The organism is Paenibacillus oleatilyticus (genome assembly GCF_018998565.1).
Taxonomy (GTDB): domain Bacteria; phylum Bacillota; class Bacilli; order Paenibacillales; family NBRC-103111; genus Paenibacillus_G; species Paenibacillus_G oleatilyticus.
In genome coordinates, this window is record NZ_JAHNZO010000016.1 from 91,550 (window position 1) to 116,899 (window position 25,350).

24 protein-coding genes are annotated in these 25,350 nt (G+C 55.9%); 8 read left to right on the top strand and 16 right to left on the bottom strand.

Going from position 1 to position 25,350, the window contains the following annotated elements:
• Window positions 1–124 precede the first annotated feature (124 nt).
• The 7 genes from KQX66_RS20680 to KQX66_RS20710 all read right to left on the bottom strand — a co-directional run bounded on the left by KQX66_RS20680 (window position 125) and on the right by KQX66_RS20710 (window position 7,423).
• Window positions 125–385 (bottom strand): YciI family protein, encoded by a 261-nt coding sequence (locus tag KQX66_RS20680; RefSeq protein ID WP_216794700.1) that lies wholly within the window; start codon window positions 383–385, stop codon window positions 125–127.
• A 41-nt stretch (window positions 386–426) separates the two neighbouring features.
• On the bottom strand, window positions 427–1,389 hold the full coding sequence (locus KQX66_RS20685) for a D-2-hydroxyacid dehydrogenase (protein WP_216794701.1): 963 nt from the start codon (window positions 1,387–1,389) through the stop codon (window positions 427–429).
• Between the two features lie 217 nt (window positions 1,390–1,606).
• Window positions 1,607–3,346: a hypothetical protein gene (locus tag KQX66_RS20690; RefSeq protein WP_216794702.1), complete on the bottom strand. Its 1,740-nt coding sequence runs from the start codon at window positions 3,344–3,346 to the stop codon at window positions 1,607–1,609.
• A gap of 49 nt (window positions 3,347–3,395) precedes the next feature.
• Window positions 3,396–4,634, bottom strand: a complete 1,239-nt coding sequence (locus KQX66_RS20695; RefSeq protein ID WP_216794703.1) for an efflux RND transporter periplasmic adaptor subunit — start codon at window positions 4,632–4,634, stop codon at window positions 3,396–3,398.
• Window positions 4,635–4,692: 58 nt separating this feature from the next.
• Window positions 4,693–6,267, bottom strand: coding sequence for a DHA2 family efflux MFS transporter permease subunit (locus KQX66_RS20700; RefSeq protein WP_216794704.1), 1,575 nt, complete (start codon window positions 6,265–6,267; stop codon window positions 4,693–4,695).
• A gap of 33 nt (window positions 6,268–6,300) precedes the next feature.
• Window positions 6,301–6,954, bottom strand: a complete 654-nt coding sequence (locus KQX66_RS20705; protein WP_216794705.1) for an efflux RND transporter periplasmic adaptor subunit — start codon at window positions 6,952–6,954, stop codon at window positions 6,301–6,303.
• Window positions 6,955–7,000: 46 nt separating this feature from the next.
• On the bottom strand, window positions 7,001–7,423 hold the full coding sequence (locus KQX66_RS20710; RefSeq protein ID WP_216794706.1) for a MarR family winged helix-turn-helix transcriptional regulator: 423 nt from the start codon (window positions 7,421–7,423) through the stop codon (window positions 7,001–7,003).
• A gap of 215 nt (window positions 7,424–7,638) precedes the next feature.
• On the opposite strand from KQX66_RS20710, the gene KQX66_RS20715 reads away from it, so the two are divergent.
• The 4 genes from KQX66_RS20715 to KQX66_RS20730 all read left to right on the top strand — a co-directional run bounded on the left by KQX66_RS20715 (window position 7,639) and on the right by KQX66_RS20730 (window position 10,519).
• On the top strand, window positions 7,639–8,076 hold the full coding sequence (locus KQX66_RS20715; protein WP_216794707.1) for a MarR family winged helix-turn-helix transcriptional regulator: 438 nt from the start codon (window positions 7,639–7,641) through the stop codon (window positions 8,074–8,076).
• 105 nt (window positions 8,077–8,181) lie between these two features.
• Window positions 8,182–8,364: a hypothetical protein gene (locus tag KQX66_RS20720; protein WP_216794708.1), complete on the top strand. Its 183-nt coding sequence runs from the start codon at window positions 8,182–8,184 to the stop codon at window positions 8,362–8,364.
• Window positions 8,365–8,561: 197 nt separating this feature from the next.
• On the top strand, window positions 8,562–9,266 hold the full coding sequence (locus tag KQX66_RS20725; protein WP_216794709.1) for a FadR/GntR family transcriptional regulator: 705 nt from the start codon (window positions 8,562–8,564) through the stop codon (window positions 9,264–9,266).
• Entirely contained in the window at window positions 9,263–10,519 is a 1,257-nt protein-coding gene (locus tag KQX66_RS20730) for a CynX/NimT family MFS transporter (RefSeq protein ID WP_216794710.1), read from the top strand. Before KQX66_RS20725 ends, KQX66_RS20730 begins: the two co-directional genes overlap by 4 nt.
• A gap of 137 nt (window positions 10,520–10,656) precedes the next feature.
• On the opposite strand, the gene KQX66_RS20735 is transcribed toward KQX66_RS20730, so the two are convergent.
• Both KQX66_RS20735 and KQX66_RS20740 read right to left on the bottom strand, forming a co-directional pair.
• Window positions 10,657–11,694, bottom strand: coding sequence for an HD-GYP domain-containing protein (locus KQX66_RS20735; protein ID WP_216794711.1), 1,038 nt, complete (start codon window positions 11,692–11,694; stop codon window positions 10,657–10,659).
• 162 nt (window positions 11,695–11,856) lie between these two features.
• Window positions 11,857–13,443 (bottom strand): basic secretory protein-like protein, encoded by a 1,587-nt coding sequence (locus KQX66_RS20740; protein ID WP_216794712.1) that lies wholly within the window; start codon window positions 13,441–13,443, stop codon window positions 11,857–11,859.
• Window positions 13,444–13,643: 200 nt separating this feature from the next.
• On the opposite strand from KQX66_RS20740, the gene KQX66_RS37450 reads away from it, so the two are divergent.
• Window positions 13,644–13,772, top strand: a complete 129-nt coding sequence (locus KQX66_RS37450; RefSeq protein WP_220389012.1) for a DUF6254 family protein — start codon at window positions 13,644–13,646, stop codon at window positions 13,770–13,772.
• Window positions 13,773–13,816: 44 nt separating this feature from the next.
• On the opposite strand, the gene pflA is transcribed toward KQX66_RS37450, so the two are convergent.
• The 6 genes from pflA to KQX66_RS20765 all read right to left on the bottom strand — a co-directional run bounded on the left by pflA (window position 13,817) and on the right by KQX66_RS20765 (window position 20,832).
• Window positions 13,817–14,542, bottom strand: a complete 726-nt coding sequence (gene pflA / locus KQX66_RS20745) for a pyruvate formate-lyase-activating protein (RefSeq protein WP_216794713.1) — start codon at window positions 14,540–14,542, stop codon at window positions 13,817–13,819.
• Entirely contained in the window at window positions 14,539–16,812 is a 2,274-nt protein-coding gene (pflB, locus tag KQX66_RS20750) for a formate C-acetyltransferase (RefSeq protein WP_216794714.1), read from the bottom strand. Before pflB ends, pflA begins: the two co-directional genes overlap by 4 nt.
• 33 nt (window positions 16,813–16,845) lie before the next feature.
• Window positions 16,846–19,470 carry a bifunctional acetaldehyde-CoA/alcohol dehydrogenase gene (gene adhE, locus KQX66_RS20755; protein WP_216794775.1) on the bottom strand — a complete coding sequence of 875 codons (2,625 nt, stop codon included), beginning with the start codon at window positions 19,468–19,470 and terminating at the stop codon, window positions 16,846–16,848.
• A gap of 14 nt (window positions 19,471–19,484) precedes the next feature.
• The gene (locus KQX66_RS37830) at window positions 19,485–19,619 is read right to left on the bottom strand and encodes a hypothetical protein (protein ID WP_284439828.1); all 135 of its coding nucleotides are present in this window, start codon (window positions 19,617–19,619) and stop codon (window positions 19,485–19,487) included.
• A 39-nt stretch (window positions 19,620–19,658) separates the two neighbouring features.
• A complete protein-coding gene (locus KQX66_RS20760) occupies window positions 19,659–20,189 on the bottom strand; it encodes a hemerythrin domain-containing protein (RefSeq protein WP_051775334.1) in 531 nt (176 codons plus the stop codon).
• A gap of 364 nt (window positions 20,190–20,553) precedes the next feature.
• Window positions 20,554–20,832, bottom strand: coding sequence for an alpha/beta-type small acid-soluble spore protein (locus tag KQX66_RS20765; RefSeq protein WP_216794715.1), 279 nt, complete (start codon window positions 20,830–20,832; stop codon window positions 20,554–20,556).
• 111 nt (window positions 20,833–20,943) lie between these two features.
• Between KQX66_RS20765 and KQX66_RS20770 the strand changes: the two genes are divergently transcribed.
• On the top strand, window positions 20,944–21,894 hold the full coding sequence (locus KQX66_RS20770) for an SPL family radical SAM protein (RefSeq protein WP_216794716.1): 951 nt from the start codon (window positions 20,944–20,946) through the stop codon (window positions 21,892–21,894).
• Here the strand turns inward: KQX66_RS20770 and KQX66_RS20775 are convergent.
• Window positions 21,889–22,365 carry a hypothetical protein gene (locus KQX66_RS20775; protein WP_216794717.1) on the bottom strand — a complete coding sequence of 159 codons (477 nt, stop codon included), beginning with the start codon at window positions 22,363–22,365 and terminating at the stop codon, window positions 21,889–21,891. The two genes, KQX66_RS20770 and KQX66_RS20775, sit on opposite strands and share 6 nt — an antisense overlap.
• Window positions 22,366–22,879: 514 nt before the next feature.
• Between KQX66_RS20775 and KQX66_RS20780 the strand changes: the two genes are divergently transcribed.
• Window positions 22,880–24,205, top strand: coding sequence for a glycosyltransferase family 2 protein (locus KQX66_RS20780; RefSeq protein WP_216794718.1), 1,326 nt, complete (start codon window positions 22,880–22,882; stop codon window positions 24,203–24,205).
• Window positions 24,206–24,246: 41 nt separating this feature from the next.
• The gene (locus KQX66_RS20785) at window positions 24,247–25,347 is read left to right on the top strand and encodes an acyltransferase (protein ID WP_216794719.1); all 1,101 of its coding nucleotides are present in this window, start codon (window positions 24,247–24,249) and stop codon (window positions 25,345–25,347) included.
• Window positions 25,348–25,350: the final 3 nt, after the last annotated feature.

The window sequence follows — 25,350 nt, forward strand, 5'->3', positions numbered from 1 at the left end:
GAAATAATAAATCATTTTTTTGACGATATCAATCAATTTCAATCAAACGGGAAGAAGAGGGTTATCCTCTTGTGAACGAACTTTGCTGAGCTATTCCAGGGAGCTGCGAGCGCGTTGAGACAACTTATTGCACCATGTCCCACTCGTGAATCTCATAACGGCGGGCGCCGTGGACCACGTACGGATCGTTCTCCGCCCAAGCCGTCGCTTCTTCCAGCGACTCGGCCTTGTATACGACCATGCCGCCGGCGCCGTCCGTAAACCGTCCGCTGGCGAAAATGCGCCCTTGCCCGCGCTGCGCCTCCAAATAAGCCAAATGCTCGGGCCGATAGGTCGCGCTCTTCGCTTCATCCAGCATTGGCAAAAACACAACGAAATGCTTCATTTGCAGATCATCCTCGCTTCTGAATTAGAATGACGGGCCGATTATTCCGGCACCGTATTAACGGGCTTTCCTTCGAGGAAAGCCCGGACGTTCGCGCACGCCGTGTCCATCAGGCGGGCCCGCGCTTCCTTCGTCGCCCAAGCGATATGCGGGGTGACGATGCAGTTCGGGGCCACGAGCAGCGGGTTGTCCGGGTGCGGCGGCTCCGCCGACAGCACGTCCAGACCCGCGCCCGCGAGGCGGCCTTCGCGCAGCGCCGCGGCCAGGTCGCGTTCGACGACGAGCGGGCCGCGGGCGGTGTTGATCAGCATCGCCGAAGGCTTCATGAGGGCGATGCGGTCTTGGTTGATCAGCCCGTGCGTCGCGGGCGTGAGCGGGCAGTGCAGGCTGATGACGTCAGCCTGCTGCAGCAGCTCCGGCAGCGTCACCCATTCCACCCCCTCTACGGGGGTGGGCTGGGTGCGTCCGCTGCCGACGGCGATGACGCGCATGCCGAAGGCTTCGGCGATGCGCGCGGTTTGCCGCCCGATGCGGCCGAGCCCGATCAGGCCCATCGTTTTCCCCGCCAGCTCCACGAGCGGCGTCTTCGTGAAGGTGAAGTCCGGGGAAGCGCTCCATTCCCCGGACTTCACCGCTTCGGCGTGCCGCCCGACGTGCTGGCACAGCTCCAGCAGCAGGGCGAACACAAACTGCGCCACCCCATGCGTGCCGTAAGCCGGCACGTTGGTGACGACAATGCCGCGCGCCGCAGCCGCTTCGGTATCGATAATGTTGTATCCCGTCGCCAGCACTCCGATGTAACGAAGGTTCGGCAGCCGCGCAATCGTATCCGCAGACAGCGGCGTTTTGTTCGTCAGCACGATGCCGGCGGATCTTGCCCGATCTACAATCTCCTCGACCGGCGTCCGGTCATACAGAGCAACCGATCCCAATCGTTCCAGCGATTCCCAGCTCAGATCGCCGGGATTCAGCGTATAGCCGTCAAGTACGACAATCTGCTCCATTCCAGCCCTCCATGTTAGCCCTAGAGTCCTGTTCCGCCTGGTCAACCGACAGGACGAAGCTTGACCCAATTATCTCCATCATACCGCTTTTTCTACGAGGCGTAAATTGAAACCGCCCCTGTTCTCCGCTTCATCCTTCAACGAAAAAGTCCCGCCCGCAAAGTCTTCTCAAGACCTTGCAAGCGGAACTTTAAGTCAGGGCTGGAGCCATGTCCCGTTACGGCTGCTGCATCGTACCGATGAGCCGGCGGGCCGGACCGTACGGCGTGTCGACCGTTTCATATACCCGCAGCGTCAACGGATGATCGAATTGATCCGATGGCGTGTCGGTAAAGTAAATCGACTGCTCGCCGTTCTCCACGCGTCCCTCGCCCGTCAAGCTGAGCGTCTGTCTGGCGACTTCGCGGGTATCGCTGCCCTCGATCACCAGTTGCAGCTTGGAATACCCCGCGTCCACGATGACCGGCTCGGTCGTCTTCAGATCGACGTTCCACTTCAGCTTGTACGTATAGGTGTAAGACCTCGTGGTCGGGTTCGTACCAGTCGTATAAGTCAGCGACCAGTCTTTCACGTTAAGGTCATATGGATAGAAAGAAAAAGCCACATCGTCGTTCTTCGTCTGATTCACGTTCAAACCAACCTGTCCGATTGCCGTTTTGTACGGTGCGGCGGTTTTGCTATCGCTGAATTTCAATGTAAAATGATCCCCGTCACCGGCAAGCGGCAGCATGAAGGTGTAGTTCATCACGTACGCCGTTCCGGGCAGCACCTCCTGAGCTGCCGTCTTTTGCTGGCTGCCCGTGTACGAGGAGCCGCTCGCGCCGATCAGCTCCGCCGCCAGTTGAGGCACCGGCAGCGGCTTGTCGCTGCGGTTATCCAGCTTCAGCTTCACGACGCCGGTCTGATAGCTCTGCCCTTTGTTTTCGTACAGCCGGAAGTCGACTACCGATACGGCGAGATCGGGATGTACCGCACTGTTCAGCGGATCGAACGCGAGCCGCGTGCCGAAGCCTTCCACCTTAGGAAGCGCGCTTGGGCTGCCGGGCTGTGTCTCGGGAAGCGCTATGCGCAGCCGGCCGACGGAATAGCTGACGGCTGCCGCTGCATCCGTCCGGTTCGGAATTTTGTAGCTTTCCGGCGTCTGGACGGTCAAGCTTTCGAGCGGCTTGTCGGCTTCGTAAGGAATCGAGATGTATAAGTACTTTTTCTCTTTCGGATCGACGCTGACGGCCGCTTGCTCCTGGCGGGCCCCTTTGTATATTTGACCTGCGGCCTTGCCGTCCACCGTAAACGCCGGAACCGTCTCGGTCTGGGTACCGTTATTGGTTACCAGCAGCTGAAGCAGCTCGACGGGCGCCCCGTCCTTGAATTGTTTGGTCATGCCGACCGGCGTATACTCCAAGGAAGATTCGATTCCCGGGATGACAAACGGCGTCCCCCATGCTTTGACGGGAATTGAACCGTTATCCGCCGCGTCCCCATACCAGACCAAGCCGCTTACCGGCAGCTTCAGCATGGAGGTCTCCACCTTCGGATAGACGTCTTTGTTCACGTCCACCCATACGAGATCGGTCGGTTGCACCGCATCGGTACGGTCGATTTGCGCCATATAGCTAAGCTCGACCGAAGAGGACGCGGGTACGGAGCCGGGATTGTCTGCACTTGGCTTAAGCACATAGCTGGTACCCGCGGACGTGACGACGCGCAGCTCGTAATCCGGCACGCGGGCTGCACTCGCCCAGACGTTATACATTTTCACAACGACTGCGATGCGCGCGCCGCCGTTCGCCCGTTCGCTGAGCAGGCTCTTCACCTTCACCTGCACCGGACCGGACAGCACGGCCGGATACCGCACATCGATGGCCGGCTGCGGATTTTCCGCCCGTACCGCCCCTTGAAAAGACAAGGCCAAGGACACAATCAGCGCCGTAGAAACTACTCTTTTCCATGTATTCATAGGATGTCCTCCATTATTCGTAAATCGTTCGTCTGTCGGCGGCGAAGCCTCAGTTGCGGACAACCGCCTTGTCTTGATCCTTCAGCTCCCGCTGCCCGGATACGATCACCTGCTCGCCTTCCTTTACCCCGCCGAGCACCTCCCGGTTCGGTCCGCTTTCACGCCCGAGCGTTACTTGACGCTTCTCCGCGTGATCGCCGGCCAGAACGAATACGAAGCTGTTGTTCCCTTCCTTCATAATGCCCGAAGTCGGCACGGTCAGCGCCTCCTGCTTCGCATCGCTGCCAAGCTGCAGCTTCACCCGCATGCCCGGCTTCAGCTTCCGGTCCGGGTTAGGCGCGGTCAGCTCCAGCACATAGGTTTTGCTTTGCGGGCTCATCACATCGGCCATATAGGCGACGGTCCCCGTCATTTTCTCGCCTGTGTCCTGGATGACGAACGGAATATCCTTTTTACCGCGGACCAGCTTCGCCGTCGTCTCGGTCACGTCCGCATGCAGCTTGATCGGATCGATCTGCTGAATGACGCCCGCGACATACCCGGGGGCAACCGTCACGCCTTGTTCAGGATACAGGTCCGTCAACAGCCCGCCAATCGGCGCCTTCACGTCGAAGTCGGACAAATTCTTCTCGATATCCTGCATCGCCAGATCCGTGCTCTCGATCTGGATTTGCAGCGGAGCAAGCGGATCGGTCGATTCCAGATTCGCAAGCTGCTTCTTCGACGTGTCCAGGTCGAGACGGGCCGTTTTCAACTGGCTCTCGGCTTTGTCCACCTGCGATTTGGGAGCCGTGCCCGCATCGTAGTCGTTGCGTGCGTTATTGTACGCTTTTTCGAGATCCGCGATTTGCAGCTCCAGCTTCTCGATCGTATTGTTCAGGACGGCTTTATTGGTGGCAATATCCTTGCTAGTTTTGTCCAATTGCGATTCGAGATTTTGCCGGGATAACCGGTTTTTATCCTTGTTGCGAACGGCATCCGTGGAATCGAGCCGGAACAGCACTTCGCCCGCCGCGACCGCGTCCCCGCGTTTTTTGAGCAGCTCCGCCACGTCGCCGTTCGCTTTGACGACAACATTGGCCTGCGAGGACGGAACCGCATCGGCGTCCTGCTCCGACGAACCGTCCAACTGCATTTTCGAGACGGCGGCCACCTTCACGGGCTTGGGCCCGCTCTCGCCCGCGTTCGCCGTCGAGCAGCCCGCCGCTGTGGCAGCGGTCAGCAAAATAGCCAGCCCGGCCAGCGCGCTCCGCTTCCAGCCGGCGGTTTCTTTATTATTGTAGGTCATGGAATTCCCCGCTCCTTTGCTTTGCCGAACGTTCGGCCGTCTGTTCGTCCTGTTATGTTTATTCGCCCATCATATGCACGCCGCCGGCTCCGCCTTTGGCTTTTGCGCCTTTGAGAAACAGGCTGAAAACGACGGCAAGCAGCGAAAGTCCGGCGGTCAAATAAAAGACGTCGTCCAGCGCAATGATCGTCGACTGAATCTGCACCTGTCCTCCGATATAGTTCAGGGCGCTTATTTTGGCCTGCGCGGCCGACTGTCCCATCGCGATAAACTGATTTTGAATTTTCGTCACCTGGTCGATCACCGTTGTCGATACCATATTCAGCTGATCGGACAAATAAGCCGTATGAAAATCTTTCCGGTCCCCGAATAATAGCGACAGCCAGGCGATGCCGAACGCGCCGCTCACCTGCCGGATCGTATTGGAAAGCGCGGTCCCTTGGCCGACCTTCTCCATCGGCACGGTATTCATGCCTACGGTCTGTACCGGCATCATCATGAGCCCCATACCGACCGCACGAAGCGTCAGCCAGAAAATGATCGTCGCGCGCGAAGTCTCCATGCTCAGATTCGAGGTCAGAAACAGCGCCGCCGCCGTAATCAGCAGTCCGATAACCGCCAATGGACGCGCCCCGAATTTATCGAACAGCCCGCCGGCGATCGGCATCATAATGCCGGAGGCGATCGCTTGCGGCAGCAATATCAAGCCGGTCTCGACCGCGGACAAGCCCGAAATGTTCTGCAGGAAAATCGGGAGCAAAAACAGCATCCCCATCATGATGACGGTCACGAGGCTTGAAACGAGCAGCGACAACGTGTACATGCCATTTTTCAACAGACTTAAATCGAGCATCGGCTCCTTCACGGTCAGCTCCAGAATAACGAAGGTCACCAGGAACACGATCCCTAAGGTAAGAAATACGACGACCTCGCTGTCGCCCCAGCCCTTCTCCGACACTTTGCCAATGCCATAAAGCAGCGTGGCGAGCCCGGTGCTGGACGTTATAAATCCCCAGACGTCGAACCGCTTCTTGGCCTCCATCTTGAATTCCTTAAGCACAGCCATCGACAGGAAAATGTCTACAATCCCGATCGGCACATTAATCGTAAAAATAAGCCGCCAGTCCAAATATTCGACGATGTAGCCGCTCAGCGTCGGGCCGGTAGCCGGGGCGAACATGATCGCGATCCCGAACAAGCCCATCGCCATGCCCCGCTTCTCGACGGGGAACATACGGAAAATCATCGACATGCTGATCGGCATCATCGCGCCGCCGCCGATCGCCTGAATGATCCGGAACACAATCATGCTTTCGTTGCTCCAAGCGATGCCGCATAAACCGGAGCCGATCGTAAAAATAACAAGCGAAATGACATACATCCGCTTATAGCCGAAGCGATCGCCCAGATAGCCGGTCGCCGGCACGAGCGCCCCGCTGACGAGCGAATAAGCCGTAACGACCCATTCGATCTGCGATTGGCTGACGCCGAAGACGTTCATCATTTTCGGGATCGCCACGTTGACGATGCTCGTATCGAGAATAGCCATGAAGACGCCGAGAATAATGGCCAGCATGGCGAGTCCGGACCCTTTGGAAGAGGCTTTAGCCTGATCTGTGGCTTGGTCGTTCATTCCGAGTGTTCCTCCTTCCGTTCCCGGATGCCCCTATTTCTCGATTTTGACGGTTGCATTCAAGCCCGGAATGAGCCGTTTCCCGTGGGTATCGTCCAGTGCGATTTTGACCGGAATCCGTTGAATCACCTTCGTATAATTGCCGCTGGCGTTAGAGGAAGGAAGCAGGGAAAAAGAAGAATTGGTCCCGAGCCCGATCCGCTCCACCCGTCCTGTAAACTCCGTGTCCTTGAACGCGTCGATCCGGATCGTCACCTTGTTGCCCACTTGGACGCTCGTGATTTCCGTTTCCTGTAAATTGGCCGTAACGTACAGCTGATTCAGATCGGCGCTCAAAGCAAGCGTGCCGCCCGGCGCCACCGTCTGATCCTTCACCGCGTTCGATTGAATAATCGTTCCGGCATCCGGCGCAATGATTTCTGTCGTCGTAGCAGGGGTCGTTCCTTTGGCCGGCGACGTTTCTACGATGCCGAGCACGTCGCCTTTGCCGAACGAGTCGCCTTCCTTATAGCGCCACTCGATCAGTTTCCCGGCAGCCAGCGAGCCGATAGCGCGCAGATCGCCCTGTACTTTCGCATCCTCCGTCGTTATGTACTTGCTCGCGATATTGTAGTAGTACGCACCGGCGGTCCCTCCCCCCACCAGCACCAAAGCCAGTACGGTCAGTATAATGATCTTTTTCTTCATTCGGATGAAGCTCCTTTCCTAAGGTCCCGTATCGGTGTCTGCATGCTCAAGCCAGCGTGGAGATCATTTTGCGGACCAATGCGATAAACTGCTCCGTCTCTTCCTCCGTCAAGCCGCCGAACATTTGCATCAGCAGCTTTTGTTTGAATAGCCGAAATTCCTTCATGTGATTAACCGCCTCATCGGACGGCTCAAGCCAAACGACGCGGCGGTCCGCTTCGTCCCGGGTCCGCTTCACAAAGCCGGTTTGTTCCAGCCGGTTCAACGCAATCGTCGTCGCGCTTGCCGATAGCTGCAGTTCCTCGGCCAGCTCGGTTACGGTCACCCGCCGCTTGCCGCACAAGGCATGCAGAAGCTGGATTTGCTGCTTCGACAAGTCTGCATCGGGCGGCGACCAGCGGCGGGCGTGACGTACGGCGACGGCAATCAGTCCTTCCAGCTCCGTCAGCTTTTGCTCCAAATTACGCAAGACTTCCCTCCTCTTATATTTTTAGTTTAAAATAATTTTATAGTGCAATGATTTAACATTAAATAAATTATCACGGAAAATTTTTAACGTCAATCAAAATTTTTCATGGCAAACCAAGGCGCGAAAAACTTTTTGAAACCAAAGGGGGCAACTTACGTATTACTTAATATTTTGTCGAACTCTATCTTTACCGGTAACAATTTAAGGGGGCTATTATGGTACACCGACAAGATTTATATGAGCTGGAGGAAGCGTTCCGCTTAATGTTTCGCAAAGTGAAAGCCAGTTGGACCCGCTTTGAAGCGCACGGCGTCTCCGCCTCGCAAGCGGTTATTCTGGAAAAATTGCAAAACGAAGGTCCGCTGAAGGTCTCACAAATCGCCGACGCGCTCTGGATCACGTCGGGCGCGGTGACATCGCTTTCCGATAAGCTGATTTCCGGCGGATTTGCCGAAAGAACCCGCTCTGAGGAAGACCGGAGAGTGGTCTATATGGAGATTACCGACAAGGGAAGAGAAATTATCGAGGAGCTTCACCTGCACCGCCAGCGAGTGGTCGAGGAATATTTCGGAAAGCTGCCCGATGAGGACATTAAACATTTGACCCGCATTTGCAAAGCGATATTGACTGAAACGCAAGAAGTGAACGTGTAAGCGGCGAAGGCAACCCGGTCGGGAAGCCTTCGTTTTGCTTTTCTATCATTTTTTCGCGAAACGTTCATAAACTGGTAGCATACGGCAGGAAAGGATGCGATCACCTTGGTCCATACGATCTCGTTTCTCATGTGCCTGATGCTGCTTGGCATGATCATTGTCGCTTTTATGGCTGTGTTAATGGAGTTTGTTCTGCGCGATACGACGGATTACGATATGGAATTTTTGTGGAATCATAAGTATACGCTGGAGGATTTGCACCTGGACGGACGAAAAGAAGAAAAATGACAGGCATCGGACTTTCGCAAAAAGTATAGGAGGCTCCCGGGCGGCAATATCGCTCGGGAGCTTTGTCTTTATAACGCGCTTCTTTCGCGGCGGAAAAAGCCGCACGATGTCCCGAGTTCGCACCTCGCTTGCCCGGGGAACGAATACGTGCTATATTATCCAATATCCCAATCATCCGATGTTTGGAGGTTTACAAGATGGAACTGAAACAAACCACGCGCTCTACGCTGGTGGAACAGGTCGTTTCCCAGATGGAATCGCTGATCGAATCCGGCCAATGGCCGGTCGGATCGCGCATCCCGGTCGAGCCCGAGCTGGTCAAGCAGTTGGGCGTTAGCCGGAACACCGTTCGCGAAGGAGTCAGGGCTCTCATTCACGCCGGACTTCTGACGGCACGCCAAGGCGACGGCACTTATGTGCGCTCTTCGAGCAGCCTCGGTCCCGCTCTCGTGCGCCGGCTGCGGCGCTCGAACGCCACAGAGACGCTGGAGGTGCGCTGCGCACTCGAACAGGAGGCGGCAAGGCTGGCTGCCCTGCGGCGTACGCCGGAAGAGATCGAGACGTTCCGCTCCCTGCTGTCGGCATGCGATGCCGCCGCGGCGGCGCAGGACATCGAAGGCTACATCGAAGCCGACCTGAAGCTGCACCTTGCCATCGTCCAGGCGACCCGCAACAGCGTATTAATCGACTTGTACGAGCATATGACCGATGCCTTGGAGTCGTCCATCGACCAGACCCTGGACCTGTCGGTCATCGTTGACGGAGCCTCTCGCTCGCACTGCCAAATGGTCGATGCCATCGCCGCCCAAGACCCGGTTGCGGCCGCCGAAGCCGTACGCCGCTATATCCGGGAATCGCTGAATCTTCTGCAAGAAGATGTGCGCAAGGAGGGTTCCTTATGATTCCGGCTCAAGATGCCGTCAGCTCCAGAGTACAGACCCGTGCCGGTCTAAGCCTGCTTATTCTCGGCATTGTCCTGATCGCCGCCAACCTGCGGGCTCCGTTAACGGCCGTCGGGCCGATTATCGGAGAAATTCGCGGGGAAACGGGCATTTCCAATACGTTGGCGGGCATGATGACCACGCTCCCGCTGCTTGCTTTTGCGCTCCTCTCGCCGCTCTCCCCGCGGATCGCCCGGCGGCTGGGCATGGAGCATACGCTGTTCGCCGGTCTGATCGTCCTGCTGGCAGGCATTTTGCTGCGCTCGCTGTCTTCGGTCGCGGCGCTGTTCGCAGGCACGGCGCTCATCGGTGTTGCCATTGCCGTCAGCAACGTGCTGGTGCCGGCCTTGATCAAACGGGAGTTCCCGAACAACGTTGGAACGATGACCGGCATTTATTCCGTCTCCATGAATCTGTGTGCCGCCATCGCTTCAGGGGTCAGCATCCCGCTTTCGCAGGGGATGGGCTTGGGATGGCGGGGGGCGCTAGGCAGCTGGGCGCTTCTGGCCATCGTCTCCCTCGCCGCTTGGCTGCCGATGCTTCGTTCGCGTCAGCGTCCGCAAGCGGTGCAGGCAAGTGGGGACGCCAAAAAAAGCGATTCACTCTGGCGCTCTCCGCTCGCTTGGCAAATTACGCTGTTCATGGGACTGCAGTCGCTGTTCTTCTATGTCAATATTTCCTGGTTCCCTGCCATATTGCAGGATCGCGGCATGAGCGCGGTGTCCGCCGGTTGGATGATTTCGATCATGCAGTTCGCCAGCCTGCCGGCGACGTTCTTTATGCCGATCCTTGCCGGGCGGCGTGCCGATCAGCGGGGCTTGGCCGTCGGCGTCGCTTCCCTATTTTTAGCCGGATATCTCGGGCTGCTGGTTACCGATACGGCCTGGCTCGTTCCGCTCTGGGTCGTGCTCGTCGGCATCGGCGCAGGGTCCGGCTTCGGCCTGGCCGTCATGTTCTTCGCCCTGCGCACGAAGTCGGTTCGTCAATCGGCGGAGATGTCCGGCATGGCTCAATCGTTCGGGTATTTGCTGGCTGCGGTCGGCCCGACGCTCTTCGGCTTCATTCACGACGCGACAGGCGGCTGGACCCTTCCCCTGATCCTGCTTCTCATCGCCGCAGGCGGGCTGCTGTTAGCCGGTTTGAAGGCCGGGAAATACGGGTACGTGACGGCGGAAGCCGACAAAGAAACGGTCGCTGCCAAGGGGAATCACTGAGCAGGTACATCAAAACGCGGGAAGTCCGGGAAGGGCTTCTCGCGTTTTTCACGTTATCTCCGGTGTGCGAGCGCAAAAAAGCCCGATACGACCTGAAACGATCGGTATCGGGCGATAACGCCGTATTTTCATCTCGGTCATGCCGGCTGCACTTGCCCTGCGGTTTGCAGCTCCGCCGCCGGCAGCTTGCCTTGACGGACGAGCACTCTTAGCAGCGCATGGGCGACCTCCGGGTCGAACTGCGTTCCGCTGTGCCGCCGCAGCTCTTCGGCCGCCGTCTCCGTCGACAGCTTCGCCCGGTAGGACCGGTTCGTCGTCATCGCGTCATAGGAGTCACTGGCCGCAAGTATGCGCGCACCGAGCGGGATGTCTTCGCCTTTTAAGCCCATCGGATAACCTTTGCCGTCCATCCGTTCATGATGATGCCGGACCATCTCGGTTACTCCGAGCTCCTGCAGCCGTTTGATGCCTTTGACGATTTGGTAGCCGTCCTCCGCATGCCGCTTCATGATGTCGTATTCCTCCTCGGTGAGCCGGCTTTCCTTTTTGAGTATCGACTCCGGCGTGCCGATTTTACCGATGTCGTGAATAAGTCCGGCCAGGTGAACGGCCTCCGTCTCCTGCTTGGACAAACCGAGCTCCATGGCGATCTCCCGGGCATAGTCGGCCACGTTCTTCGAATGGAACGCCGTGTACGGATCGCGCGCGTCGATGCTTTTGGAGAACGAGAAAATCGTGTTCATGAACAGCTCCTCGTACTCTTCGCGCTGCCGGAAGTTGCGCCGGGACACAACGACGACCCGCTGCACGAGCAAAGCGAGCAGCAGCAATCCCCCCGCTCCGGCAAGACCGGGCCATCCTGTCCCCGTAAAATACACCCACAGCGCCGTTACCCCCGCCGAAAATGCGCCGACCAAATAAACGTTAAACACGAATAAAGCAAATATGAGTACGGGAACCGCATATAACCCGAGCAGCGCAGGCGACTGGACATTCGTATTGATCCAGACCGCGGCGAGCAGGCTGACGAACATAACCAGCCACAGCCCGTAGCTAATTTTCCTTCCCAGCGATACCGGACAAAAATACGTATTGCCGCCGATCCGAATCCCCGTATGCCACAGTTCCTCGAACTCCATGGCATCCGTCCCGGATTCGGATCTGATCCATTCCATCTTCACTATCGTTCCCCTCCCGTAGTATGGATTGGCAGAACCGGGTAATTCGACCTACATTACCCTAAGCGTACACCCCGGGATGGGCCTTGTCAACGACAGTTACGCGACGAAAGTCTCAGATGCGGGACGGAAGAATACGACGGAGACCGGATCAACCGCTTACGGATTCGGCAAGGAACGCTGGTATTCGTTCCAAAGGGAGAGGACATCGGAACCCGTCAGCTTCTGGATTACGCTCTCGTTCCATTCCACACCGTCAAACGGCGATAAGCTCTGATTCAGCTCCCGCAAAAATCCGGGCCGCTTATGCTCGTCGATCCAAACGAAGAAATTGCCCGTCACCCCGTAGCCGTCCTTCCAGGTGCCCCCTTTTCTCACTGCAAGACGGTCGTGATAGCCGACTTTGAAGCGAATCGCATCAGCCATGCCTTCGATCATATACCCAATCTGGCCGTAGCGGTTGTCGTCCAATTGATAAAGATGCGTCAGCTCATGATACAACATGCCCAAAATCTCATGCCGCAGCGGCGTGCTGGAATTGCTGACGTTTTTCAGATGCCGCGAGCTGATGGTGACCTGCCCCTCCACAGGGGTCCCGCCGGCCCAAGCGACCCCACCCTCGTCTTTGATGAAAATAACGACCTTCTTGGGGCCCACATCCATCCGATTCGGGTGTCCGTACAAGATTTCATTTAGTTTCAAAATAATCAGCTTGATTTGCTCTTGGGCATCCGGAAGAGCTTGATCGAACAGCTTGCCGTTTCCTTTGGCATCCAGATTGCGGATTTCAATGCTGGGCAGAATGCTTTGGAGCGGGCTGTCCTTCGGGATGAACTCAATTTCCGCAAGCTGCAGCTTGTTGCCTTCACTGGCTTTCATATTTAGTTTATAATAGCTGTATTTTGCGTCGGAACGAACGCTGTAGCTCGTCCGCTGATAGCGGTACCGGAATTGCTCTCCCTTGCGGGTATCCAGCGTGACCCACTGCTTCCCGTCGTTCGACGCCTGAAGCGTCCATTCGGCCGGATCGCGTTCCGGAACGTCGTTCGCCGAAGTCAAAACATAACCGCCGATGGCCATCGGCCGGTCGAAACGATAAGTGACCCAGCCGGACTTCTGGGAGGTGAACCATTTGGTCAGGCTCGACCCGTCGTTCAGCTTGTCCTTACCTTCGTTCGGCAGTTTTTCGCCGCTAGCCGTAATCTCTACCACCTTGGCCGGTTCGGGCCACTGTTGGGCATCGAATAGCTTCACCTCCGCAAGCTGAAGAATCCCTCCGCTATGGTTGCTTAATTCGAGCCGATAATACGAATACGCCGTTTGATTCGAGAAATTGTACGTCTTCGTCTGGAATCGACTATCGAAGCTTTCATTTTGGCGGGTATCCAGCACGGTCCAGTCCGTTCCGTTGTTGGAGCCTTTCAAGGTCCAATCCTTCGGGTCCCGCTCCGGGAAATCGTTTGCAGAGGTAATTGAGTAAGAAGTGATCACATAAGAGCTTTGGTTCGGAAAAGCATACTGCAGCCACCCTGAGCTTTGGAAGGTCAGCCACTTGGTCTTTAACAGATTATCGAACGCTTCCTCTTTCTCCTGATCGGCCGGGCTTTGGCCGTTGGACGTCACCGTACCGCCTTGCGTTCTCTCGATGGGAAAGGCGGCGGCTTGCTCGATAGCATCGGCAAAGACCGACGTGGTCCCACCTGCAAGCATCATAGCGGCTAACAAAAAAATTCGACTCTTCTTCATCCTAAAATTCCTCCTTAGCGTTTACTCGGCTTGATTTGCCGCAGACAGCTTATGAAACGTTGATCGAGCTACCCTCCTTTATGCAAAAGCAAGACTATAAATATATTAGCATATTGTTCCAATACATGAAACAACCGCCCGCCCGGCATCCTAAGGAGGCAAGGCCGATTTTTACCATGCCCTAAAGGAGCTGAATTGCGATGAGCCATTCGAAACGCCGCAAGGAAAACCAATGGAAAATCCGCAAGCAAACCCAGCAGCCGCACGGTAAAATCAAGTCCTTGGCTGCGTATTCGGACGAGTACGACGCGCAGCAGTCAGGCCGCTAAAAACGCGAAAGACCCCGCGGACGGCATGTCCGCGGGGTTCCCCTTTAAGCTTTCTCTCTTCCCTGATCAATCAAACGTTTCGCCCGCTCCAGCTCCCGGTCGCTTGGCGTCGGCACATGCTCCAGCGGATAGGCTTTTCCGAGCTGCTCCCACTTGTAGACACCCATCCGGTGGTAAGGCAGTACATCTAATTTATGCACGTTGCCCAGCGACCCGATGAAGCGGCCGAGCTCCAGCAAGTCCGCCGCGTCGTCCGTGACGCCGGGGATGAGCACATGGCGGATCCAGACCGGCTGTCCGCGGTCCGATAACCATCGGGCAAACCGGAGAATTCGTTCGTTCGGCTGACTTGTCAGCGCCTGATGCTTGTCGCTGCGGATATGCTTGAGGTCCAGCAGGACGAGATCCGTCACGTCCATCAGTTCCCCTGCATGCTCCGGCTCGCAGAAGCCTGACGAGTCCAGCGCGGTATGCAAATTCCATCGTTTCTTCGCTTCCCGAAACAGCGCGGCCACAAAGGGAGCCTGAAGCGTAGGTTCGCCGCCGGTCACGGTCAATCCGCCGTTCGAGCTGCGGTAATACGGAAGAAACGGCTCGATCTCGTCCAGCACGGATGCGACCTCTACCACACGGCCTGTGGCCGTCTCCCACGTGTCGGGATTATGGCAGAACCCGCACTGCAGGGCGCAGCCCTGCATGAAGAGCACGAAGCGGATGCCCGGCCCGTCTACCGTGCCGAACGTATCGAGCGAATGGATGCGTCCTCTCATCCGATGGATCCGTGGAACGTCCGGTTGATGACGTCAAGCTGCTGCTCCCGGGTCAGCTTGATGAAGTTGACGGCATATCCCGATACGCGGATCGTCAGCTGCGGATATTCCTCCGGATGCTCCATGGCATCGAGCAGCTGCTCGCGGTTGAACACGTTCACGTTCAAGTGGTGGCCGCCGCTTGTCGCGTAGCCGTCCAGCATCGCGACGAGATTTTGCGATCTCACGTCGGTCTCCCGGCCGAGCGCCTTCGGCACGATGGAGAACGTGTTCGAGATGCCGTCGAGGCAATGCTCGTAAGGCAGCTTGGCTACCGATGCCAGCGAAGCGAGCGCGCCTTTGCGGTCGCGGCCGTGCATCGGGTTCGCACCCGGTGCGAACGGCTCGCCGGCTTTGCGGCCGTCCGGCGTGCTGCCGGTCTTCTTGCCGTAGACGACGTTCGATGTGATCGTCAGCACGGACATCGTAGGCAGCGCGTTGCGGTATGTCTTATGCTTGCGCAGCTTGTTCATAAAGGACTCGGCCAGCTCCACGGCCATCCGGTCGACTCGTTCGTCGTTGTTGCCGTACTGCGGGTACTCGCCGGTAATCTCGAAATCGACGGCGATGCCTTTCTCGTTGCGGATCGGCTTCACCTTGGCATAACGGATGGCGCTCAAGCTGTCCGCCACGACGGACAAGCCCGCGATGCCGCAAGCCATCGTCCGCAAAATCTCCCGGTCGTGCAGCGCCATTTCTAGCCGCTCGTAGCTGTACTTGTCATGCATATAATGAATGACGTTGAGTGTGTTCATGTAAAGCTTCGCGAGCCAATCCAACATTTTGTCGTATTTGCTCATGACTTCATCGTACGAGAGCTCATCCGACGTAATCGGCACCGACTCCGGTCCGACCTGGATGCCAAGCTTCTCGTCGACGCCCCCGTTGATCGCATACAGTAGCGCTTTCGCAAGGTTCGCGCGCGCCCCGAAGAACTGCATCTGCTTGCCGATCCGCATCGCGGATACGCAGCAGGCGATCCCGTAGTCGTCGCCGAACTGCAGGCGCATCAAGTCGTCATTCTCGTATTGAATCGAGCTTGTCTCAATCGACACTTTAGCGCAATATTGCTTAAAGGCATCCGGCAGATCGGCCGACCACAGCACGGTCAAGTTCGGCTCCGGCGCCGGGCCCAGGTTGTAGAGCGTGTGCAGGAAGCGGAAGGAGTTCTTCGTTACCCGCGTCACGCCGTTCATTCCCATGCCGCCGACCGACTCCGTTACCCAGGTCGGGTCGCCGCTGAACAGTTCGTTGTAGTCCGGCGTACGCAAAAATTTCACGATCCGCAGCTTCATGACGAACTGGTCAATCAGTTCCTGTGCTTCTTCCTCCGTCAACGTGCCGTTCTGCAAATCCCGTTCGATGTAGATGTCAAGGAAGCTGGAGACGCGGCCCAAGCTCATTGCCGCGCCATTCTGCTCCTTGATCGCGCCGAGGTAAGCAAAGTACAGCCACTGTACCGCTTCCTGCGCATTCGTGGCCGGGACCGAGATGTCGTAGCCGTACGATTGCGCCATCCGCTTCAGTTCGTCCAAGCTGCGGATTTGCTCGGACAGCTCTTCCCGGGCGCGGATGATATCTTCCGTGATCGCATCGGTTTCGAGCTGAAGCAGGTCGTTCTTCTTGTCCGCGATCAGCCGGTCCGTACCGTAAAGCGCTACGCGACGGTAGTCGCCGATGATGCGGCCGCGGCCGTAAGCGTCCGGCAGCCCGGTGATGATCCCGGCCTTCCGCGCGGTCTTCATCTCGGTCGTGTATGCATCGAATACGCCCTGGTTGTGCGTTTTCCGGATGTCGGTGAACAGCTGCACCAGTTCTTGCGGCAGCTCGAAGCCGTAAGCCTTGCAGGCGTCGACCACCATGCGGATGCCGCCGAACGGCTGGACGGAACGCTTGAGCGGGGCGTCGGTCTGGAGACCGACGATCCGTTCTTTTCCTTTGTCAATGTAGCCCGGCGCATGCGAAGTAATGGTGGAGACGGTGTGGACGTCAATGTCCAGCACCCCTCCGTTTTCCCGTTCCTTGCGCATCAGTACGCTAAGCTGCTGCCACAGATCCGTCGTCGCTTCCGTCGGTCCGGCCAGGAACTCCGAGCCTCCCGTATAAGGAGTAATATTGCGGTCGATGAAATCCTTCACGTCGATCCGATGCTGCCACTTGCCCGACACGAACTGACGCCAAGCCTCCGATGGTTCGGGATTCCGGTTTAATTCCGTTTCTTTCAAGCTCATAGTTGGGTCTCCTCTCCAAGAAGTCGTCTCTGTTTATTCGAATTTCCCGTAGAACGCATTGCGGTAAACGTCCGCCAGCTCCGTCACGAGCGGCAACCGCGGATTCGCTGTCGTACATTGGTCCTCGAACGCGCGGTCCGCGAGCCCATCGACCTTCGCTTCGAAGTCTGCCGGATCGAAGCCGAGATCCTGGAATCTTTCCGGAATGCCCAACGATTGATTCAGCTTGCGCACCGCGGCGATCAGGCTGTTCACGCCTTCTTCCGTCGTCTTCGCTGGCAGGCCCAGCACCCGGGCAATTTCGGCGTACCGTTTGTCCGCGATGAAATGATTGTATTTCGGGAACGATGCGAACTTGGTCGGCTTCTGCGCGTTGTACCGGATAACATGCGGCATCAGAATCGCGTTCGTGCGGCCGTGCGCCGTATGGTATTCGCCGCCCCATTTGTGCGCCAAGCTGTGGTTGATGCCCAAGAAGGCATTGGCGAAGGCCATACCGGCAATCGTCGAAGCGTTATGCATTTTTTCCCGTGCCAGCGGGTCGCCGGTGTGGAACGAATTTTCCAGATGCTCGAATACGAGCTGAATGGCTTTCATCGCGAGTCCGTCCGTATAATCGTTCGCCATCACCGAGACATACGCTTCGATCGCATGCGTAAGCACGTCCATCCCCGTATCCGCGACAGCCGTTTTCGGCAAGCTGTAGACGAATTCCGGATCGATAATCGCCACGTCCGGCGTCAGCTCGTAATCGGCAAGCGGGTACTTGGTATTGCCTTTATGATTATCGGTAATAACTGCAAAGGAAGTCACTTCCGATCCGGTACCCGATGTTGTCGGAATCGCGACGAACTTCGCTTTCTGACCGAGGCGCGGATATTTGTACACCCGCTTGCGGATGTCGAGAAACTTCTGCTTGAGCGAATCGAAGCTCGTGTCCGGATATTCGTAGAACAGCCACATCGCTTTGGCCGCGTCCATCGGCGATCCGCCGCCCAGTGCGATAATGCAGTCCGGCTTGAATGCCGCCATACGGGCCGTACCGCGGTCTACCGTATCGACGGAAGGATCGGGCTCAACCTCGGAAAATACTTCGATAGCAACGGGCTGCTTCCGCTTGCGCAGATAGTACTCTAAGCGCTCCACGTAGCCGAGCTTCACCATCATCGCGTCAGTGACGATCATCACTCGGGTAATATCGGGCATTTTCTCCAGATATTGCGTCGAGCCTTTTTCAAAATATACTTTCGGCGGCACCTTGAACCACTGCATATTGACCGTCCTTTCGGCGACACGCTTCAGGTTGAGCAGGTTGACGGCGGACACGTTGGCGGTCGTCGAGTTATGCCCGTAGGAGCCGCAGCCGAGCGTCAGCGAAGGCAGGTTCGTGTTGTAGATGTCTCCGATCGCCCCGTGAGTCGACGGCGCATTGACGATGACACGTCCGGTTTGCAGTCGAGCCGCGAACGCCTGAATGATTTCCTCGTTCTTGGAATGGATGACCGAGGAATGTCCCATGCCGCCGAAGGCGACGATTTCTGCCGCGCGTTCAATGCCTTGCGCCGCATTTTTCACTTTATAGCAAGCGAGCACCGGGCTCAGCTTCTCCGCAGACAGCGGGTAGGCGTCGCCTACACCCTTCAGCTCGGCTACGAGTACCTTCGTATCGCTTGGTACCGTAAGGCCGGCCATGGCTGCGATCTTGACGGCCGGTTGGCCGACGATGACCGCGTTAACCGCGCATTTCTCGGGGTTGATGACCAGCTTCGATACCGCTTCGGTTTCTTCGGCGTTCAGGAAGTAGCAGCCCAGCTCCTTCATCAGCTTTTTGGCTTGCTCGTAAATCGGCTCTTCCAGAATGACCGCTTGCTCGGAGGCGCAAATCATCCCGTTGTCGAATGTTTTGGAAAGAATCAGGTCCGTTACCGCCTGCGGCAGATCAGCCGTCTTCTCGATGAAGCAAGGAACGTTACCCGGCCCTACGCCAAGCGCCGGCTTGCCGGTGCTGTACGCCGCTTTGACCATGGAGGAACCGCCTGTTGCGAGCACCAGCGCTACATCCGGATGATTCATCAGAAGCTGGGTAGCCTCTACGGACGGATTCTCTACCCACTGAATGGCGTGCTCCGGAGCTCCGTGCTTCACGGCCGCTTCCAGTAGTGTAGAGGCTGCCGCGACGCTGGAGCGCTGCGCCGACGGATGGAACGCGAAGATGATCGGGTTGCGCGTTTTGGCGGCGATCAGCGACTTGAACATCGTCGTCGACGTCGGGTTCGTGACCGGCGTAACCCCGGCGATGATCCCGACCGGCTCAGCCACCGTCTTGTAGTGCTCGTACGGATTGTTATCGATCACGCCGACCGTCTTGTTATGCTTGATGCTGTGGTAGATGTACTCGGTCGCGAAGATGTTTTTGGTGATTTTGTCTTCGTACACCCCGCGGCCGGTTTCTTCCACCGCCATCTTCGCCAATACCATATGCCGGTCAAGCCCGGCAAGCGCCATATGCTGCACAATGTCGTCCACTTGGGATTGGTCCAGCTTCAGATATGCTTCTTGCGCTTTTTTTGCCCGGGCTACGAGCTTGTTCACTTCCTCGAGCGCGGCTGCTTTTGCGTCGGCTTTTACTTCTTTAACGGCCATTGACTCTTCCTCCATTCGTGTCGCTTGCGTTATTGTGGTTGGTTCCGCTCCGGTTTGTCCGGATTGGACGGCGGAACAACGCGGCAGTCGCTGCAAATCCATGAAGTACCCGCCGGGCTATCGCCCTTCGTCTTGCCGCATTGCTCACAGGTGATGAGATTCATCGGCATCCCCCCTCCTCTGTCCTGAATCTATGCTGTATGTTAAGAAAATAAACTATCGATATCGTCAAGAATCTGTTCCGCCATCGGGTAGACGACGTCCTCCTCCAGATTCAGGTGCTCGTTCAGAATGAGGCAAGCCTGAATCAGATGCGAGCTCGTTTCGCGGATGGCTTCCCGGCTTGGCAGGGACAGCCGGTCTACCGATTCGATGAACGAATCGATGAACGTTTCCGCAAGCTCGTGATCTTTTTCCATTACCCAAAAGGACGGCATCATGGACGGACCGGAATATTTATTGAAATAACTGCAGAGTAAAGGGAACAGCTCCCGCTCCTCCCAGGTCGCATGCCGGTCCAATTCGGTGCGGAAATCCGTAATTTCCTCCCGCAGCTGCTGGAGAAGCGCCATCGCTTCCGGAACAGTTTTCATCTTTCCGACCGATTGAGCCTTGGCCTGAACCGCGGACAGTCGGACTTTTAAGGCGTCATGCTCTTCCTTGAGACGGTCCACCGCGTCCATAAACCGGGTCGGACGCGCGCTTTGAACGCTGGCCTCCGTTATCGTACTCATTGAAACAATCCTCCTCGTATTGGGATTGCTTTCATTGTAACCGCGATGGAAGAAATACACTGTGAAAAAAATCACTAGTCACAAAAGGGACATATTCCGACAACAAAATCCGACAAAAACTCGGCTCCATTTTGCCACTGAAACCCGATAAACACGGCGAAATCAGCTTGTTTTTGCAAATTCCTTTTTAATCGTTTCAATCTATTTCGATATCATTCGACAATCTTGTGAAAAGTGAAAAACGTTATCGCCCCGGACATCTTCTTCGAAGTCAGCTTAATTTTCATCACAGCAAAAAAAAGGCCCGGTCTCTATAAACCGGCCCTTTCGGGTGGAACTTAATTTCATGCCGTTGTTCTGCAGGTTAACGTTTAGCCAATTGTTCTTGGGCGAGCCGAATCATCTCGCGCACCATGCTTCCGCCGATCGGCCCACCGATCTTGCCCGCTTGTTCGGTCGAGAGCCGTCCGTTATTCCCGGGGCTAAGCGGAATACCGAGCGTCTTGGCCACCTCATATTTTACCAGATCCGGACGGTTCGGATCGACGGCATAGCCTTCCCGGCGCATAACCTCCGACTTTAACCGGTCCAGCGCCTGATTCGCTCCGGGTACAACCGGATTACGGCTGCGTCTTCTTACCATCACAATTCCTCCTTTGTTTCCCAGTTGCAGGAACGTTTGTTCCTGTGTATACTTTAACCTAATAAACCGAACATATATTCGTATAATTATTAAATATGGAGGTGTTTCGCCTTGCCGCTGCAAACCCGATACGAGCCTGTCCGCGCCAAGCAGCTGCTGAATCCCGTTAAAGCCCCGTCCATGCCGTTCGATTGGTCGATCAATCCGTACCGCGGCTGCCAGCACGGCTGCAGCTTCTGCTATGCCCGTTCGACCCATGCCTTCCTTGGAATGGAAGCCGACGATACGTTTCAGCATCACATTCTGTACAAAGACAATGCGCCGGAAGCGCTGCAAGCGCAAGTCGTACGGATGCTGCGCGCTAAGGGCGGACGAAGCAAGCTGGGCCGAATTGCGATCGGCACCGCTACGGACCCTTACCAGCCGCTCGAGGGCCGCTTGAAGCTCACGCGCCAATGTCTCGAAGTACTGGCCGCCTACCGGCTGCCGGTCAGCATAACGACGCGCTCTCCCTTGATTTTGCGCGATATTGATCTGCTCCGCAAGCTGCCCGGAAGCTCGGTCAACATCAGCCTGAATACGCTCGATAAGCGCATTTGGCGCAGCTTCGAGCCGATGTCTCCCGCTCCGGCCCAGCGGATCAAGGCGCTTCTAGGGTTAAGGAAGGAAGGCATCGAAGCCGGAATTTTTATGGCTCCGATTCTGCCCTTCCTGACCGACCACGCGGAAGACATGGAACAGGTCGTAGAGCAAGCCGCCGAAGCCAAAGCATGCTTTGTCATGGGATCAGTGCTCCGCTTGAACACCGCCGAAGTGAAATCGTGGTTTTTCGGAACGCTCCGGGAAGCGTATCCCCGCTTGGTCGGCTCTTATGCCGATTGGTACGGACATTCCGCGATCGCCCCCAAGGCATACCGGGAGCAAATCCGCTCGCAGCTTGCCCGCCTTCTTGAACGGGCTGGCATTCCTGCGTACCTGCCCGAGATCGGAACCAAGTCCACTCAAGCGGAAAGCCCCGAAGACGATAAGCCGGTGCAGCTTGCTTTTGCGCTTGATCTATGAGGATTTCCGGAACCCTTTCCACAAACGGTACAAAAAGAACAAGACCACGCCCCAAAAAAGGATGCCGAGAATCGAGAACCCCCCATGTACCGGCGCGACCCCTCCTCCGAACAAGCCGAACGGGTTCAGGATGCTGCTGAAAAGCGCGCCGGCCGCAAAGCCCCCAAGGATGCCGCCCAATCCGCCACGGACAGGAGGCGGGGCCGTTCCCGGTGCCGGAGTCGCGGGGGTAGTGCGGACGTTGCCTACGGGCGTCCTTGTGCCCGGCGATGGCGTGTATCCCCTTCGGCCGCTGGAGTAGCCCCCGCGTCCCGAGCGGTAAGCTTCCGTCTGGTAACTGCCCTGGGGACTGCCAAGCATATCGATATCTTCCTGACTATAAGGAATCGGCAGATGCCCATCCTGCGCGCTCGCCGGGGTGGACAACGCGCATAGAAGAACGATCCATAACGACAGCAACAACTTTTTCATGCCACACCTCCTTCGTTCAGGCAGCGATAGGTAAAGTATCCGTCCGAAGGATGGCGGCTATGCATGATGGCTCAAACAAAGACGCATGAACAACGCCGTCCGCATGGTGCGACTCGGCTCTTCGGCGCTGGCCAGCCGCATCCGCTCTCTCCCTTTTGCCGCAGCCGGTCGTTCCTTCCCCAATAAGGTCATGAGACTAATTACCCAGCCGTTAAAGCATAGGAGCTACCTTCTCCACCAGCCATGTCCCCTTAATAACTTCAGAAAAAAACAAACTAAACCTACAAATCTTGTGAGTAATGAACCATGAAGAAAATGGATGTATTAGGAGATTGACGCAGAAAAATAGCAATGTATTCGTTTTATTGAATTTTATAGAAGTTTTACACGAAATGGATCGTCCACTATGATAGTTAAAAAGGACCAAGTTTTACAAGATAAATCTATTCCTAAGCAAGCAGGCAGCCGTTTCACCGCAAAACAGAGATAAAAAAGAAAGTAGAGGGAGTAGGAGATGTCGTACGTTTTATATGTCACAACGATCGTGTTCCTTGTGTTTCAACTGTTGTACACGGTTATTCCCTTGCTGTTCGGCAGGGTGAAGAAACTGGACGAAAGCCTGCCCGAGAAGTCCATTTCGGTGTTGGTTCCCGCCTACAACGAAGAGCTGACGATCAAAAATTGCATCGATGCGATGAACGGCCTGAACTACCGTAATCACGAGGTGATTATCGTCAACGACGGTTCCAAGGATGACACGCTGTCGAAGCTGGATGAGCTGTTAGTTCTGGAGTCCCGGCACCGGGAGCCCGGCGGGCAGTTTGTCTACAAGCCGGTCAAAGGCTTCTATCAATCGGCGAGGTACCCTCATATTTTCGTTATCGACAAGCATAACGGCGGCAAAGCCGACTCGCTGAACGCGGGCATTGATTATGCCGTGTCCGACATCGTGATTACGCTCGATGCCGACAGTATGCTTGAAGCCCGTTCCCTTCAGTTTGTGAGTCAATATTTCCATGACCCGGACGTCATCGCCTTGGGCGGTACGGTGAAGATCGTACAAGGCGCGGAGAAAAAGAACGGTGTCATCGTTGAGAAATTTACGGGAAAAGGAATCATCAAGAGCCAAACCATCAACTATATCCATGGCTTCTACGTCCGGAAGCTGACGCAATCCGTCTTTAATTCCATCGTCGTCATCTCCGGCGCGTTCGGCGCGTTTTACAAGGATATTCTAGTCAAGGTGAATGGCTTTCGCAGCACGGTCGGGGAAGATATCGACATTACATTGAAGATTCACGAATATATGAAAGCCAACCGGTTGGCCAAAAAGCTCGTCTACGCGCCGGAAGCGGTCTGCTATACCGAATGCCCGGAAAATATGGCCAATTTCTACAAGCAGCGGATTCGTTGGCAAAAAGCGTTCATCGACTGCATCCTCCTTTATTGGTCCAAGCTCTCGCATCGCTTTAGCAGGGGTGTCAGTCTGTTTTTTGCCATCGACGGATTTGTTCTCGGCACGATTACGGCCTTCGCCAGTTTGATTTATATCGTTCAATTGCTGATAAGCCGTCAAAACTTGGGGCATGCGCTGATCCTTTTCGCCATTACGGTAGCAGTCAATGCGCTGCAGATGATCATCGCCTTTTACCTATGCAAAAAATTCGGAAGCACCTACACGATGAAAGATTACATCCGCATGTTCCTGTTCAGCCAGGCGGAGCTGCTCACGTACCGGAACGTCGTACTGTATATCAATATTGTCGGAACGCTCAAATATTTCGACAACGACGAAGGCTGGGGATACGTAGAGCGGAAAGGCGTCGCTTCCATTAGCTGAACCCCTGCAATTATTGACGATAGACTCGGTAGGAGGATGTTATGGACAACCTAATGAAAAACAACCGCATCATCTACATCGACATACTGCGGATCATCTCCATTCTCGCCGTAATCATCCTGCATATCACTGCGGATTTGCTGACCCGGACGAATGATTTCAATACGATCTCCTGGTGGATCAGCAATGTGCTGAATTCGATCGCCCGATTCGCGGTTCCCGTCTTTTTCATGATGAGCGGGGCCATGATTTTGCGGACCGAAGTCACCTCCTACAAAGAATTTTATAAGAAGCGCATCGTGCCGTTGGCCATCCCGCTCGTAAGCTGGTCTCTCATCTACGATGCCTATAACCAATATTTTATTCTCAAGAGCAACTTGACGATCTTTCAGTTTTTTACCGATTTCGTCTATCGGCTGATCGTCGACCGCAATTACATACACCTTTGGTTCCTGTACGCGATCATCGCCGTCTATGTCACGGTCCCCTTGATCGGCCGGCTCGTCAAAGCTTGTTCGGAAAAGGAACTGCGGTATTATTTGACCCTGTGGTTCGCGATAAGTATCGTCTACCGTTTCATATCGGATATGGTGTTCCGGGTCGCCTCCGAAAGCATCTATGTCCCGATCCTGAACATCCCTTTGTTTATGGGATATCTCGGTTATTTCATTCTCGGATACTATCTCTTCCATTACGAGCTGCCTGCGAAGGTGAAGTCGCTGCTGTTTAACATCGGAGTCGTCTCTTTTTTCGTGACGCCGGTTGCGACTTATTTTGCCTCCTTCTATAGCGGGGTCCTGGACGAAATGTTCTACGGCAATTACTCGATTACGACTTTTTTCATGGCGGTCGGGCTGTTTCTGTACTTTCAAGAGAAGAACGCGATGTTGAACGAAAAGCTGAATTACAAGCTTCAGAAACTGATCGGCTCGATAGCCAAGGCGAGCTTCAGTATTTACTTGATCCATCTTTTGGTTGAGCTGACGATTTCCCGCAGAGTGGAAAGCGAAGGTTCCGCCCCGGAAACCGTATTCACGCTGCTGCTTAATCTTGGCATGGTGTTCGTCATCAGCTACATCGTTGTAAAACTACTGAATCTCAATAAATTCGTGACGCGCGTACTATTCGGCGGAAGAGGCTAATGC

Bases quoted from the DNA above. Each gene is read 5' to 3' on its own strand.
- adhE (WP_216794775.1), bottom strand. From the start codon at position 19,470: ATGGAGGAAGAGTCAATGGCCGTTAAAGAAGTAAAAGCCGACGCAAAA.
- KQX66_RS20740 (WP_216794712.1), bottom strand. From the start codon at position 13,443: ATGAAGAAGAGTCGAATTTTTTTGTTAGCCGCTATGATGCTTGCAGGT.
- KQX66_RS20760 (WP_051775334.1), bottom strand. From the start codon at position 20,189: ATGAGTACGATAACGGAGGCCAGCGTTCAAAGCGCGCGTCCGACCCGG.
- KQX66_RS20725 (WP_216794709.1), top strand. From the start codon at position 8,562: ATGGAACTGAAACAAACCACGCGCTCTACGCTGGTGGAACAGGTCGTT.
- KQX66_RS37830 (WP_284439828.1), bottom strand. From the start codon at position 19,619: ATGAATCTCATCACCTGTGAGCAATGCGGCAAGACGAAGGGCGATAGC.
- KQX66_RS20735 (WP_216794711.1), bottom strand. From the start codon at position 11,694: ATGGAATGGATCAGATCCGAATCCGGGACGGATGCCATGGAGTTCGAG.
- KQX66_RS20730 (WP_216794710.1), top strand. From the start codon at position 9,263: ATGATTCCGGCTCAAGATGCCGTCAGCTCCAGAGTACAGACCCGTGCC.
- KQX66_RS37450 (WP_220389012.1), top strand. From the start codon at position 13,644: ATGAGCCATTCGAAACGCCGCAAGGAAAACCAATGGAAAATCCGCAAG.
- KQX66_RS20780 (WP_216794718.1), top strand. From the start codon at position 22,880: ATGTCGTACGTTTTATATGTCACAACGATCGTGTTCCTTGTGTTTCAA.
- KQX66_RS20785 (WP_216794719.1), top strand. From the start codon at position 24,247: ATGGACAACCTAATGAAAAACAACCGCATCATCTACATCGACATACTG.
- KQX66_RS20775 (WP_216794717.1), bottom strand. From the start codon at position 22,365: ATGAAAAAGTTGTTGCTGTCGTTATGGATCGTTCTTCTATGCGCGTTG.
- KQX66_RS20690 (WP_216794702.1), bottom strand. From the start codon at position 3,346: ATGAATACATGGAAAAGAGTAGTTTCTACGGCGCTGATTGTGTCCTTG.
- KQX66_RS20700 (WP_216794704.1), bottom strand. From the start codon at position 6,267: ATGAACGACCAAGCCACAGATCAGGCTAAAGCCTCTTCCAAAGGGTCC.
- KQX66_RS20765 (WP_216794715.1), bottom strand. From the start codon at position 20,832: ATGGTAAGAAGACGCAGCCGTAATCCGGTTGTACCCGGAGCGAATCAG.
- pflA (WP_216794713.1), bottom strand. From the start codon at position 14,542: ATGAGAGGACGCATCCATTCGCTCGATACGTTCGGCACGGTAGACGGG.
- KQX66_RS20695 (WP_216794703.1), bottom strand. From the start codon at position 4,634: ATGACCTACAATAATAAAGAAACCGCCGGCTGGAAGCGGAGCGCGCTG.
- KQX66_RS20715 (WP_216794707.1), top strand. From the start codon at position 7,639: ATGGTACACCGACAAGATTTATATGAGCTGGAGGAAGCGTTCCGCTTA.
- KQX66_RS20680 (WP_216794700.1), bottom strand. From the start codon at position 385: ATGAAGCATTTCGTTGTGTTTTTGCCAATGCTGGATGAAGCGAAGAGC.
- KQX66_RS20705 (WP_216794705.1), bottom strand. From the start codon at position 6,954: ATGAAGAAAAAGATCATTATACTGACCGTACTGGCTTTGGTGCTGGTG.
- KQX66_RS20685 (WP_216794701.1), bottom strand. From the start codon at position 1,389: ATGGAGCAGATTGTCGTACTTGACGGCTATACGCTGAATCCCGGCGAT.
- pflB (WP_216794714.1), bottom strand. From the start codon at position 16,812: ATGAGCTTGAAAGAAACGGAATTAAACCGGAATCCCGAACCATCGGAG.